Origin of the sequence: Algoriphagus namhaensis, from assembly GCF_042649705.1 — a bacterium.
Lineage (GTDB): Bacteria > Bacteroidota > Bacteroidia > Cytophagales > Cyclobacteriaceae > Algoriphagus > Algoriphagus namhaensis.
Window position 1 is genome coordinate 752,700 of the sequence record NZ_JBHRZS010000007.1, and the last position, 13,683, is coordinate 766,382.

The window sequence follows — 13,683 nt, forward strand, 5'->3', positions numbered from 1 at the left end:
TGTTATTTCAAAACCTGCTTTAGGAGTTCTCTCCGGACAAAAACAATCAAAACCCAGGAAAGAAAACCAAGTGCCATTCCAATTGCCGCTCCAAGTACAATATCAAAAGGATAATGAACACCTAAATAAACTCTTGTATAGGCTACAACTCCAGCCCAGAGAAAAAGCCAAGGCAAATAAGGGAGTTTACGTTTCAGTTTTAAATTCAAAAACATGGCGACGGCAAATGTATTGGCTGCATGGCTGGATACAAATCCGTACAAACCTCCGCAGCGACCATAATTATGGATTACTCCTTCCCACCTAGGGTCGTGGCATGGCCTGAGACGCTCGAAGAAGGGCTTCATCAAGCCTGAGGTCAATTGATCTGCAAGGAGGATAGAGAGCGCTGCTCCAGCAAAAACCCACCAGCTGTTTTTTGGGTCCTGCCGATAAATAAAGTATATCAAAAAGGCATAAAAGGGGAGCCAAGTAATGGTCTGAGTCAATTGAAACATTACAGGATCTAACCAATCTGCCCGAAGGCCATTGAGGATCAAAAAAAGCTGCTCGTCTATTTCTTTCAAATTGTCAATCATGGCTTCCAGTTAACCCAATCCATTCCTTTAATAAGAAGCCTAAGAGTCTGTTCTTCAGCACTTCCCGATTCTGGAGTATGCATGTATTCCCATCCTGCATTAGGTGGCATGCTCATCAGAATGCTTTCGGTGCGCCCATTGGTATCAAGTCCGAATTTTGTTCCGGCATCCCAGACTAGGTTGAATTCTACATATCGTCCTCTTCGCATATTTTGCCAAGCTTTGTGGTTGTCGTCGAATTTAATTTCGTGATTTTTACCCATAAAGTGACCGTAAATATCAGGAAATAGATTTCCAATAGCTACGCTGAAATCTAGGGTCTTCTGAAATTTTTCATCTGTGTCGGGCTTAAGGTGATCGTAAAATATTCCACCTATTCCCCGGGTTTCGTTGCGATGTTTGATGAAAAAATAGTCATCTGCCCAGGATTTGAATTTGGGATAGTATGCTGAATCAAATTGGTCACAGACTCGTTTCACCTCGGTGTGGAAATAATGAGCATCCTCAGGCACCACATAATGCGGAGTTAGGTCAATTCCGCCACCAAACCAATGAACGCCATTGTCCATTTCAAAGTATCGGATGTTCATATGAATGATGGGGACGTGAGGGTTATGGGGGTGAAGGACAATAGATACTCCAGTAGCAAAAAAGTCAGCCTTTTCAAGCTTCAATTTTTGAAGTATTTTGTCAGGTGTTTTGCCATGGACAGCAGAGAGTGCCACACCTCCTTTTTCGATGATCCGTCCATTTTTAAAAATCCTTGTTCTTCCGCCACCGCCTTCGGGTCTCTGCCAAAGATCTTCATGAAACTCACCTTTTCCGTCGTGACGAGTGAGTTCTTTACAGATGTGGTCCTGAACACTTTTATATATTTCAGCTATATCTTCTTTGGTTTTTTTCATCATTATTAGATTAAAATGGATAGCCAATTCCAAAGTTGAGAACGGTTTGTCCACGCACACCAAAAGGCTTTCGGAAAGAAATATTATCTAATACCCATCTATTGCCCTCAGGTTGTGCAGGGTCTATGGCTTTGGTGGCCAAGTCAAGTCTTACGACCAAAAAGTCAAAATCCATTCGTAGTCCTATTCCAGTACCTACTGCGAGTTCTTTGTAGAAGCGATTCCACCTGAAGTCCGCTCCGGGTCTTGCATTATCCACCCCGATTACCCAGGAGTTACCCACATCTATAAACAAGGCTATATCAAAATATCCATATAGTTTCCTTCTGTATTCAAACATGGATTCAAAAATCATCTCCGCAGGCTGCTCAATTCTATAGTCATAGGGACCATTTTCGCCTACAGTAGGAGAGTAACTTCCTGGCCCCAATCTCCTTGCCTGCCAAGCCCTAACACTAGTACCACCACCAGCAAAAAAGTATTTCTCGTAGGGTAAAATCCCTCCGCTTATACCATATGGCTGAGCGATACCAAAATTTGCTCGATAGGCAAGAGTTTGTTTCTTGTCAAGGGGATAGTATCTTCTAAAATCAGCCTGAAATTTCAACCATTGGAAGTTTGCGAATTCAATATCTTCCTCATTACTAGGCACATCAAAAAAGTTTAAGCTGGTACCACCACTTTCTACAAAAAGCCTCAGGAGTGATGCATTTCGCTGCTTGAAGTTTCCATACTCATTAAAATTGATGATACTTTGAGCCGATACAGCGCTCACGAATGAGGGCAAAAATGACCAAATGAGGTTGTTTCCCTCAGCCTGTAGGTCCTCTAAAATCTCAACGAATTCGGGTAAAATACTTGGTGTCCGAACATAATTGATGTCTGCAGCATTTATGGTGAATTGTTGGCGATTATTACGGGTCGCCCAGGTGTAAGCTAGGAGTCCATTGAATGAGGTTCGAGTATATTCCGGTCGATTGGTGTAATTATATCCGAATTGAGCTCTCGTATTCGGATTATATCGACCGAATTTTTGCAAGCTAGTCCGATAAAAGGGTAACAAAAACCTAGGAAAAATCACTGATACAGATGTTCCCAGTTCTCTACTTTGATACACGCCTTGATCAGTGGCAGAAGCTACACCCTCTAAACCAGCTCTAAAGTTGAACTCAAGAATTTCTCCAGCCCTAAAGAAGTTTCTATTTCTCAATGAGGTTGAAAAGAAAGGACCAGGGAGCTGCTCTGTAATACTCAGACCAAGCTGATTTGTCAGCTGATATTTTTGATTCGGTTGGCTAAAGATTTTTGCAGTCAAAGAGGTCCCTAGCGTGTCAAAAGAGATGTTCAAAAAGCGGAAAAGGTCGAGGTTATTCAGTTGTTTTTGACTTTCTATAAAATCATCTCTACTGTATAAATCTCCTTCTCGGAAAAAGATCCTTGAGGCGAAGATCCGTTCTGAATAGCGCTCTTTGTAAAAACTAAAATCGATATTCTCGAATTCTCGTTGAACTTTCTCATCTACAAAATCCTCGCTAGGCGGGACAATGGTAAAAGTAATCGAATCAATAGTATAAGCGTTATGCTTTTCTGCAAAGGTGGGTTTTAGGATGAGCTGCTCCACATTGAGTCTTTTGGTGAGGGTATCCATAAAGACGTTGTATTCGATGTAGGACTTCGAAAAAGTATAGTAACCGTTGTTTTTCAGTAGTTTTTCTATTCGCTCTCTTTCTGCTATTACGTCCGACTGCGTGTAAATTTTACCGGTGTCCAAGAAGGATTCCTTTTTGGTTTTATTCAGAAGTCGAAGAATATCTTGATTTTCACTTTTGGTGTAAAAGGAATCCACCAAATAGGGCTCCTTCTCATTAATCAAGAAGCTGACATAGGCTTTTTGTTTTTTGGTGGTCACCTCAAAATCCACATCGGCATCAAAAAAACCGTTATTGATTAAATAGTTTTGTTGCTGGGTAACTGTCTCTGAGACCAGAGCGCTGTCCAAAATAGTTACAGGATTTCCTGTACGCATGAGCAGGTTACCATACTCGGCTTTTTCTTCCAGATGCTCAATTTTCGCATCCTTCTTTTCAGCTTTCTTTACTAATTTCTTGGTATTTCCTAAACTGTCTAGCTCGGCGATCAACAGGCTTTTTTCTTCCTTTGTTCGCTCAAGTTTTTCTACCACTTTGGCACTGTCATAAAAACTCTTTCCAAGCCGATAGATCGAAACTCCAAGCGAACGATTGATTAAGGGGATTCGAGTATTTGGTTCCTGACGGTATAATTCCGCAAGACCTTCTTTGTCAGATAGTTCTGTCCCAAGTAATTCATTTTCATACAAAACGAACTCTCCATCGGGTAGATTCTTGGTTAAAGAGCAGGCTGTCATAGCCATCAGTCCACCGATAAAAAGTATATATTTGGAAAATTTCAATGTTGGGGAATAGATCAGAATGCTTAGCAAAAATACAGTTAAGTTTATAAAATCCTTGCACCAGAAAAAATACCGATCAATTGAAGGGATGTTTCTGGTAGAAGGGGAGAAAAGCGTACTTGAGACCGTCAGATCCGATTTTTCGGTTCATCTTTTGGTCGGTACTGAATCATTTTTCCACAAACATGCTCTGGAACTTCGTTCTTTTCAAGGCCAGCAGATTCAAGTCACCCAAAATCAACTGGAGTCTTTGGGCACCTATAAGAGCAATAAAGATGCCTTGATTGTTGCAAAAATGCGAGATGAGCGAGTTGGAAGTTTGGATGAAAATGAGCTTGCAATCGCACTTGATGACGTGAAGGATCCCGGTAATTTGGGTACGATCATTCGGATAGCTGATTGGTATGGCATCAAAAAAATCATTCTTTCTCCACAATCAGCCGAGCTGTATAACCCAAAAGTGATTCAAGCGAGTATGGGTTCTTTTTTAAGAATTGACTGGTGGTATGAGGACTTGAGTCTTGCCCTCAAAAGACTGAAAATGCCTGTTTATGGAGCTTTTTTGGAGGGTGAAAACCTACATCAGCTCAAAAGTATTCAGCCCGGAATAATCTTGATGGGAAATGAATCCAAAGGGATTTCGAAGGAGTTGGAAGGTATGGTGACAAAAAAAATTACCATTCCTGCTTTTGGCGTGGCTGAAAGTCTCAATGTGGCTATTGCGACAGCAGTGATCACAGATACGATGAAACGATTACTCACCTAATGCCAAGCCCCATTCAACTTCTTCGAAGAATAGGCATCAACGGATTGTTGGTGGGAATAATCTTTTCGGCCTTTTTGGGATATTTTATACCCGAATGGGGGTCAAAGGACTCACCGATCCCTTGGGGTATTTTTACTACCATCGGGATTTCTTTTATTTTCTTTTTCTATGGTGTGAAGTTAGATCCCATCTCTCTCAGAAAAGGAATTTACAATTGGCGATTGCACCTCCTTATCCAATCAGGAACCTACTTGGTTTTTCCTTTAGTGGTGACTTTAATTATGCCACTTTTACCTTTTTTGACAGGGAACCTTAAAGTAGGCTTGTGGTTTCTTTCAGCACTTCCTTCCACGGTCAGTGCTTCCGTGGTTTTAGTGAATATTGCAAAGGGAAATCTACCTGCAGCGATTTTCAATGCGAGTATTTCCAGTTTGTTGGGTGTTTTTATCACTCCCATTTGGATGCTCGTGCTCACGGGAAACGAAACATCCGGTGTAGAGTTTACAGGCATTCTTACCCAGCTGATGCTAAAAATTCTACTGCCTGTTATTTTGGGGATTGTGCTCCATCGAAGGCTGTATCCAGTCCTTAATCCGTACTTCTCAAAATTAAAATATGTGGATCAAGCGGTCATCATGGCTATAGTCTACACTTCCTTTTCTGATGCATTCGTAAATGACGTCTTTAGTGGTTATAGTTCATCTTCAATGCTCGGTCTGGTCTTGGTCACAGGTTTTCTATATTTTTTGATCGGATTTTTCCTATTCTTTATTGCCAAATCACTTGGATGGGGAATGGCTGATCGGATTACCACAGTTTTTTGCGGTGCAAAAAAATCCTTGATTCAAGGGGTAGTAATGGGAAAAGTCATTTTTTCCGACCCTTTAGTTTTGAGCATAGTAATCCTACCTGTGATGATTTTTCACATCCAGCAATTGATTTATGGAAGTTTGTTGGCGGGTTTTTTTCAAAAGAAAATGTCCAGCCAGGACACTTAAGAAATGTATTTGGTGGCTAAGTTTGCAACCAAAGCTACGTATTCGCTTTCTGCCACAGTTTTATCTTTGCCCTTGAGGGCGATCCATGCATTGTATTTTGCCGCTGCTTTGAAATCAAAGCCACCTGGGCGCTCGCCTAAATTATCACCCTCAGTAGCTTGTTTGTATAGGGCGTAAAGTTTAAGTAGTTCTTCGTTACTAGGTTTCTGGGTGAATTGTTTGGTCAGGTTCACTGCTTCTTCTAAAGTCATGTTGCTAGAGGGATAAATACTGCGCAAATCAAGGTTGATTTGCTCTTTAAACAAAAAAAGCTCCAAATTTTGAAGCTTTTTTTGTCCTAAATCAAATTGATTATCGGCGATTCATAGAAACATATTCTCTTTCCTGAGCGCCTACATATACTTGACGAGGTCTTCCGATTGGCTCCCCGTTTTCTCTCATTTCTTTCCATTGCGCGATCCAGCCTGGGAGTCTTCCTAGGGCAAACATCACTGTAAACATATCAGTAGGAATACCTAAGGCTCTATAGATGATTCCTGAATAGAAATCAACGTTTGGATAAAGCTTCCTATCGATAAAGTATTGATCGTTAAGAGCAGAGTGCTCTAGTTCCTTGGCAATATCCAGAACTGGGTCATTTACCCCAAGTTTTTCCAAAACATCATCTGCCGCTTTCTTGATGATTCTTGCTCGTGGGTCAAAGTTTTTGTAAACTCTGTGTCCAAAGCCCATCAAACGGAATGGATCATTCTTATCTTTTGCTTTGTCAAGATATTTCTTGGCGTCTCCACCATCCGCTTTGATTGCTTCTAGCATTTCTATTACAGATTGGTTCGCTCCACCATGAAGTGGTCCCCAAAGAGCATTGATACCCGCTGAGATAGATGCATAAATACTCGCTTGAGAAGATCCTACAATTCTCACGGTAGAAGTAGAGCAGTTTTGCTCATGGTCTGCGTGAAGGATAAGGAGTTTATCCAAAGCTGAAGCAATTACTGGATCAACGTCATACTTTTCAGCAGGTAGCGCAAACATCATTTTCAAGAAGTTTGAGCAATAATCCAGTCGATTGTCAGGATAATTAACTGGATGACCTACTTCATTCTTGTATGCCCAAGCTGCGAAAGTTGGCATTTTTGCGATCAAACGAATGATGCTCAAGTTTACTTCTTCTTCACTACGGTTTGGAGCGAGCGAGTCTGGGTAGAAAGCAGTCAATGCGCAAATCAAGGAAGATAAAACTCCCATTGGGTGTGAATTACTTGGAAATCCCTCAAGAATTTTTTTGATATCCTCATGCACCAAGGTATGATGCGTGATTTCTTTCGAAAAAGATTCGTATTGCTCTTGCGTAGGAAGCTCTCCATAAATTAAGAGGTATGAAACCTCAAGGAATGATGACTTTTCAGCGAGATCTTCAATCTTGTATCCTCGATATCTCAGGATGCCTTCTTCTCCATCCAAAAAAGTGATGGCGCTTGAAGTTGATCCTGTGTTTTTAAATCCAGGATCCAAGGTGATTAGCCCGGTGGAGCCACGAAGTTTTGCGATGTCTATTGCGGATTCATTTTCTGAACCAGTGATTACCGGAAATTCGTACTCTTGGCCGTTATAGGTCAATTTGGCGTTTTCTGACATAGTTTTTTATTTCAAAAGGAAATTCTCATTAATTCTTCTTGGGTGCCTAAGATAATAAAATCATAAAGCAAATTTATGCTCATTTGTTTAGATGGAAATAAAACCTTTTCAACTGAGCAGAAAATATTTTTTTCCAAATCTTTGATTATGGTTTTGCAGGGTATACGAGAAGTGACCAACAAAGATTTGAAAACTAAAAAAGCCCACGAGGGGCTTTAATTATGCGCAAAAATGCTCGAATACTTCAACTAAATGATCTCCGATCATCTTAGCGTTTCTACCTTCAATGTGATGTCTTTCGATGAAATGCACTAGCTCGCCATCCTTGAAAAGTGCCATAGCAGGAGAGGAGGGAGGGTAAGGCAAAACAATCTCTCGCACTTTGTCTACAGCTTCACGGTCATTGCCTGCAAAAACTGTGGCCAAGGTTGTTGGTTTTACTTTTGCCTGATCTAGGGCGTATTTCACGCCTGGTCTTGCTGCTCCGGCTGCACATCCACATACTGAATTTACTACCACAAAAGTGGTTCCTTTATGGTCTGGGCCTAAGTGATTGGCCACTTGCTCCGCTGTTCTGAACTCTTCAAAACCTATGCTGGAAAGTTCTGCACGCATGGGTGCGATTAAGTCTTCTGGGTACATATCTCTTTAGTTTTTATTTTCAGTTATAAGAATCCTAATTCTAGTTTGGCCGCCTCTGACATCATGTCCTGAGAGTATGGAGGATCAAAAGTTAATTCAACTTCCACATTGGCTATACCTGGGATCTGCTGGATTTTATTCTTGATTTCAGATGGAATAAACTCTGCGGAAGGACAATTTGGAGAAGTCAAAGTCATCAATAAATAGACATTATTTACTGGATATACTGTGATTTCATAGATCAAGCCCAATTCATACACGTCCACAGGAATTTCTGGATCGTAGACTTGCTTGATGGCCTGAACTACTTTTTCTTTCAGGTTTTCTATTTGTCCTCCTGCGTTTTCCACTGTCTTTTCTGCTTCCATTTTATACATTTTGTTTGGCTTCAAAGGCCAAAGCGTAACGTTTCATTTGTTGGATCATTGAAGCCAGGCCATTTGAGCGTTGGCTTCCGATGATATTACCCATTCCGATCTTTTGGATAAAGTCCAAATCAGCATGAATGATGGCTCTAGGCTTTTGATTATTCAGGACTCTAATTAACAAGGAAATTAATCCCTTGGTGATATCTGTATTAGAGTCTGCTTGGTACTGAACTTTGCCTTCGCTTTCGCTAGCGGTCAGCCAAACTTTCGATTGACAACCTTTAATAATGTTTTCTTCTACTTTCGACGATTCTGGAAATTCAGGCAAATTGCCACCCAATTCCATGATATAGTAAATCGTAGATTCCTTGTCATCTCCAAGGATTTCAAATTCTGAAATGATCTCTTCTTGTATGTCCTGAATTGAACTCATTTATTCTTTATTCTAGCGATTTTTTCCACTCCCTCAGCAAGGGTTTCCACTTCTGATTTGGTGTTGTAAACAGCAAAAGAGGCTCTGACGGTTCCCTCAAGACCTAATCTTTTCATCAAAGGTTGAGTACAATGATGGCCTGTCCTCACGGCTACTCCCTTTGCGTCTAGCATCACTCCCACATCAAAAGGATGCATTCCATTGATTCCAAAGGAAAGAACGCTAACTTTTTCTTTAGCTGTTCCCACAGGCTGGAAGCCTTTGATTGGTAGCATTAGCTCATTAGCATAAGCCAAAAGATTGTCCTCATGTTCTTTAATTGCCGATTTTCCCAAGTCATTGATAAAGTTCAATGCAGCCTTAAAAGCGATCACATCTCCAATATTTGGCGTGCCTGCCTCAAATTTGAAAGGGATTTCATTATAGGTGGTCTTTTCAAAAGTCACCTCTTTGATCATTTCTCCTCCACCTTGAAATGGTGGCATGGCTTCAAGTATTTCTCGCTTTCCATATAGCACCCCCAAACCCGTCGGTCCGTACAATTTGTGAGCAGAAAATGCGAGAAAATCACAGTCCAACTCCTGCACATCAATCTGAAGGTGACTTGTGGATTGAGCTCCATCCAGCATCACTTTCGCTCCATGCGCATGGGCTAGATCGATGATTTGTTTGACAGGATTTATGGTGCCTAGTGCGTTAGACGCATGGACCACACTCACTAGCTTTGTTTTTGGGCTGATGAGCTTTTCAAATTCTTCGAAAACTATCTCTCCTGAATCAGTTATCGGAATGATTTTCAACTCAGCACCCATTTCCTCACATAGCATTTGCCATGGGACAATGTTCGAGTGATGCTCCAGCGTGGAGATGATTACTTCATCACCTTCCTTTATAAACTTTCTACCAAAAGTAGCTGCCACCAAGTTGATACTTTCGGTAGTACCTTTAGTGAAAATAATTTCAGCCGCTTCTTTGGCCCCAATAAATTCACGAACAGCCTCTCTTGTTTCCTCAAAATAACCAGTGGCACGATCTGCCAAGGCGTGTGCCCCTCGATGTATGTTGGAGTTATCCTTGGTATAATAATTTGAGATGGCGTCCAGTACGACTTGTGGCTTTTGAGTGGTCGCTGCATTGTCGAGATAAACCAAGGGTTTACCATATACTTCTTGATGAAGTACAGGAAACTGACTCCGGATTTTCTCGATATCGAATTTCATAAGGGTTTTAGAAGTTTGTGCCAAGTCTTTCTTGAATCAACTCAACACAATGATTTTTGAAGCTTTCGTCTGAAATATTTTCAATTACCTCACCGGCAAAAGCGTATAGCAATAAACCTTTGGCTTTTTCCTTACCAATACCTCTGGCTTGAATATAGAAAAGTGCTTCTTCATCCAACTGACCTGTGGTGCAGCCATGTGAGCATTTGACGTCATCTGCCCAAATCTCTAACTGTGGCTTGGTGTTTACGATCGCATCCTCAGAAAGCAGAATGTTGTTGTTTTGCTGAAATGCGTTAGTCTTTTGTGCATCCTGACGGACAAAGATTTTACCGTTGAAAACTCCTCTAGACTTGTCGGTTAGAATTCCTTTATACAATTCATTGGATTCAGCATGTGGAATGGTATGATCAACGTTCGTGTGATTATCCACATGGGTTGACCCGTTGAGCATATATAGCCCATACATATTGCCTTCGGAATTGCTTCCAAGCAGATTCAGGTTTAGATTATTTCTCACCATCTGTCCAGATAGGGAAAGATTCACTGAACTGAATGTAGCGTCTTTCTGAATGTCCGTTTCAATATTACTCATCGAAATAGATGACTTGCCTTCATTTTGAATTCTGAAGATTTTCAAATGAGAACTCAGTCCACCTTTGATTTCCTTCACCTCATTGTAGAAGTAAGGTGTGTCATTTAGTAAAACTTGTTGCTCAATAAATGTTGCCTCTGCAAAATCACCACTTTCGATCCAAAATCTTGGTTGGATGAAATTACCAGAAGTGGCATCGATGAAATTCAAAATCAGAATAGATCCCTCAACTTGCGTGTTTTTTGCAATTTGAATACAAACACCTTCTTGGAAAGTGGCTTGATTTAATGCGCAAAATGGATCCTTTTCTGGCTTCGCAATGGAGCCTAAAGATAAATTAGTAGCTTCAGAAAGCTTTGAAACTTTAACTCCTTCAATTTGTGATGACACTTCGGGTTGGAAGAAGCCATTGGCAAAGACCAAAACGTACCCCTCAAAGCCTTCAAACGTAGCCTCCTTCACTTGCTCAGCAGTTAACTGAAACTCAGCTCCAAAAACCAACTCCTCAAATGACTGGGCGATTTTTTTGGTGAGATTGGTGAATTTATACTCTTCTGCCTTGGCTGAAGGCAATCCTTGTACTTTAAATTCTTCCAGTCCTTTTTCCCTTGCCTTTTGATGACCATTTTGGGGCAAAGTCAATACAGAGTCAAGGGGATGTTGACTAATCAATGTGCTCATAATTGTTAGAGATTTAATTATACTGCTGCTGCAGCGTCAACTTCTTCTTTAATCCAGTCGTAGCCCTTTTCTTCAAGTTCCAAGGCTAGCTCTTTTGTTCCGGATTTAACAATTCGGCCTTTATACAAAACGTGCACAAAGTCAGGAACGATGTAGTCAAGCAATCTTTGGTAGTGTGTTACCACAATTGTTGCATTTTTATCAGACTTCAATTGATTCACCCCATTTGATACAATTCTCAAAGCGTCGATATCTAGTCCAGAATCTGTTTCATCTAGTATGGAAAGAGTAGGCTCAAGCATGGCCATTTGAAAGATCTCGTTTCTTTTCTTCTCCCCACCAGAGAAACCTTCATTAAGCGCTCTGCTCAATAATTTTTGATCCATTTCCACTAGCTTCATTTTCTCCTTCATCAAAGTGAGAAATTTAACTGCATCAAGTGGATCCTGACCTCGGTATTCTCTCACTTGATTTACAGCTGTTCTCAAAAAGTTCGTAGAACTAACTCCAGGGATTTCGACCGGATATTGGAAAGCAAGAAAGACACCTTCTCTTGCCCGGTCTTCTGGAGCAAGGTCAAGCAGGTCTTTATTTTTGAAAAGTACTTCGCCCTCAGTTACTTCATATTCTTCTCTACCAGCAAGCACCGAAGCTAAAGTTGATTTACCTGAACCATTTGGTCCCATGATCGCGTGAACTTCACCCGCTTTTACTTCGAGGTTGATGCCTCTTAGGATTTCAGTGCCTTCTATTGAGGCGTGGAGATTCTTTATTGATAACATGATTTAATCTTTTTTATTCGAAATTTTTTATCCTACACTTCCTTCAAGAGTCAAAGCCAAAAGCTTTTGTGCTTCTACAGCAAACTCCATTGGAAGTTGATTTAGTACTTCTTTGGCATAGCCGTTTACGATCAAAGCCACAGCATCTTCAGTAGCAATACCTCTTTGGTTGCAATAGAAAAGTTGATCTTCTCCGATTTTTGAAGTAGTTGCCTCGTGTTCTACTTTCGCCGTAGGATTATTGATGTCTATGTAAGGGAAAGTATGTGCGCCACATCGATCACCCATCAATAAGGAATCACACTGTGAGAAGTTTCGAGCATTGGCTGCTCTCTTCATCACTTGAACTTGACCTCGATAGGAGTTCTGAGATTTTCCTGCGGAAATTCCTTTGGATACAATCCTTGACTTCGTGTTTTTGCCGATGTGGATCATCTTGGTACCCGTATCTGCTTGCTGATAGTTATTAGTCACGGCAACGGAATAAAATTCACCAATCGAATAATCTCCTTTTAGTATACAGGATGGATATTTCCAAGTGACTGCAGAACCCGTTTCAACTTGAGTCCATGAGATTTTAGAATGATCGCCAGCACAAAGTCCACGCTTAGTTACAAAATTGTAGATTCCTCCTTTTCCGTTTTTATCACCGGGGAACCAGTTTTGAACGGTAGAGTATTTCACTTCTGCATTCGTCGCTGCATAGATTTCAACTACGGCAGCGTGTAGTTGGTTCTCGTCACGTTGTGGAGCAGTACACCCTTCTAGGTAGCTGACATAGGAATCGTCTTCAGCTACAATTAAGGTTCTCTCAAACTGGCCTGTGTTTGCCGCATTGATTCGGAAATAAGTCGATAGCTCCATAGGACATCTGACACCCTTCGGTATATAGCAAAAAGATCCATCGGAGAATACTGCTGAATTTAATGCCGCGTAATAGTTGTCTGTCATTGGCACTACAGATCCCAAATACTTTTTGACCAATTCAGGATGCTCTTTTACAGCTTCCGAGAAGGAGCAAAAGATAATTCCCAATTTAGATAGAGTGCCTTTGAAAGTGGTAGCTACAGAAACTGAGTCTAGAACCGCATCGACGGCAATACCTTGAAGGCGCTTCTGCTCATTGAGATTAATCCCCAATCTCTTATAGATATCCAATAATTCAGGGTCGACCTCGTCCAAGCTTTTAGGATTTTTCTGCTGCTTAGGTGCAGAATAATATCGAAGGTTTTGAAGTTCGATTTTTGGATAGGTAACATTAGCCCATTCAGGCTCAGTCATTTTCTGAAAAGTATCAAAAGCCTTAAGTCTCCAATCCAAAAGCCACCGCGGTTCTTCTTTCTTAGCTGAGATCCACTTGATGATTTCTTCATTGAGACCGATAGGAGCTTCGTCTGCCTCATAATTGACTGACCAGCCGTGCTCATATTCTTTGGATGTAAACTCTTCTAATATCTGATTGTCCTTACTCATGTGCTGACTTATTTAGACTAATTACATTTTGACTGCGAATGTACAACATATTCATAAAAAAAATTGTTCAGCATGCTTTGAAAAATCTATTGGCAATTCAAAAAATCTATCTCAGGATGGATTTCGGCCTGATTTATAGTCTAAAAAAAAGAAAAGACCAACTTATGATTGGC

General features: G+C 40.9%; 14 protein-coding genes. 2 read left to right on the forward strand and 12 right to left on the reverse strand.

Annotation, left to right across the window (positions count from 1 at the left end; genetic code table 11):
- Positions 1-2: 2 nt before the first annotated feature.
- The 3 genes from ACFOSV_RS11580 to tamL are packed head-to-tail and all read right to left on the reverse strand — an operon-like array spanning position 3 to position 3,914.
- Positions 3-578, reverse strand: coding sequence for a phosphatase PAP2 family protein (locus ACFOSV_RS11580; RefSeq protein ID WP_377906176.1), 576 nt, complete (start codon positions 576-578; stop codon positions 3-5).
- Positions 575-1,486 carry an oxygen-dependent coproporphyrinogen oxidase gene (gene hemF, locus ACFOSV_RS11585; RefSeq protein WP_377906177.1) on the reverse strand — a complete coding sequence of 304 codons (912 nt, stop codon included), beginning with the start codon at positions 1,484-1,486 and terminating at the stop codon, positions 575-577. Before hemF ends, ACFOSV_RS11580 begins: the two co-directional genes overlap by 4 nt.
- Before the next feature lie 7 nt (positions 1,487-1,493).
- Entirely contained in the window at positions 1,494-3,914 is a 2,421-nt protein-coding gene (gene tamL, locus ACFOSV_RS11590) for a translocation and assembly module lipoprotein TamL (RefSeq protein WP_377906178.1), read from the reverse strand.
- A gap of 19 nt (positions 3,915-3,933) precedes the next feature.
- On the opposite strand from tamL, the gene ACFOSV_RS11595 reads away from it, so the two are divergent.
- Together ACFOSV_RS11595 and ACFOSV_RS11600 are read left to right on the forward strand one after the other, a co-directional pair.
- Positions 3,934-4,680 (forward strand): TrmH family RNA methyltransferase, encoded by a 747-nt coding sequence (locus ACFOSV_RS11595; RefSeq protein ID WP_449224152.1) that lies wholly within the window; start codon positions 3,934-3,936, stop codon positions 4,678-4,680.
- Complete coding sequence (locus ACFOSV_RS11600; RefSeq protein ID WP_377906180.1) at positions 4,680-5,678, forward strand: bile acid:sodium symporter family protein; 999 nt, start codon at positions 4,680-4,682, stop codon at positions 5,676-5,678. Before ACFOSV_RS11595 ends, ACFOSV_RS11600 begins: the two co-directional genes overlap by 1 nt.
- On the opposite strand, the gene ACFOSV_RS11605 is transcribed toward ACFOSV_RS11600, so the two are convergent.
- The 9 genes from ACFOSV_RS11605 to sufB form a co-directional block, all read right to left on the reverse strand.
- Positions 5,675-5,929, reverse strand: coding sequence for an acyl-CoA-binding protein (locus ACFOSV_RS11605; protein WP_377907298.1), 255 nt, complete (start codon positions 5,927-5,929; stop codon positions 5,675-5,677). The genes ACFOSV_RS11600 and ACFOSV_RS11605 overlap by 4 nt on opposite strands.
- Before the next feature lie 100 nt (positions 5,930-6,029).
- Complete coding sequence (locus tag ACFOSV_RS11610; protein ID WP_377906181.1) at positions 6,030-7,316, reverse strand: citrate synthase; 1,287 nt, start codon at positions 7,314-7,316, stop codon at positions 6,030-6,032.
- 219 nt (positions 7,317-7,535) lie between these two features.
- Positions 7,536-7,958, reverse strand: coding sequence for a BrxA/BrxB family bacilliredoxin (locus tag ACFOSV_RS11615; RefSeq protein WP_377906182.1), 423 nt, complete (start codon positions 7,956-7,958; stop codon positions 7,536-7,538).
- 23 nt (positions 7,959-7,981) lie between these two features.
- Positions 7,982-8,326: an iron-sulfur cluster assembly protein gene (locus tag ACFOSV_RS11620; RefSeq protein WP_377906183.1), complete on the reverse strand. Its 345-nt coding sequence runs from the start codon at positions 8,324-8,326 to the stop codon at positions 7,982-7,984.
- Between the two features lies 1 nt (position 8,327).
- Positions 8,328-8,759, reverse strand: a complete 432-nt coding sequence (locus tag ACFOSV_RS11625; RefSeq protein ID WP_377906184.1) for a SufE family protein — start codon at positions 8,757-8,759, stop codon at positions 8,328-8,330.
- Positions 8,756-9,979, reverse strand: coding sequence for a SufS family cysteine desulfurase (locus ACFOSV_RS11630; RefSeq protein WP_377906185.1), 1,224 nt, complete (start codon positions 9,977-9,979; stop codon positions 8,756-8,758). Before ACFOSV_RS11630 ends, ACFOSV_RS11625 begins: the two co-directional genes overlap by 4 nt.
- Positions 9,980-9,986: 7 nt before the next feature.
- Positions 9,987-11,255, reverse strand: coding sequence for a Fe-S cluster assembly protein SufD (gene sufD, locus ACFOSV_RS11635; protein ID WP_377906186.1), 1,269 nt, complete (start codon positions 11,253-11,255; stop codon positions 9,987-9,989).
- A 17-nt stretch (positions 11,256-11,272) separates the two neighbouring features.
- Entirely contained in the window at positions 11,273-12,037 is a 765-nt protein-coding gene (gene sufC / locus ACFOSV_RS11640; RefSeq protein ID WP_377906187.1) for a Fe-S cluster assembly ATPase SufC, read from the reverse strand.
- A gap of 27 nt (positions 12,038-12,064) precedes the next feature.
- Entirely contained in the window at positions 12,065-13,510 is a 1,446-nt protein-coding gene (sufB, locus tag ACFOSV_RS11645) for a Fe-S cluster assembly protein SufB (protein ID WP_377906188.1), read from the reverse strand.
- Between the last annotated feature and the right edge of the window lie 173 nt (positions 13,511-13,683).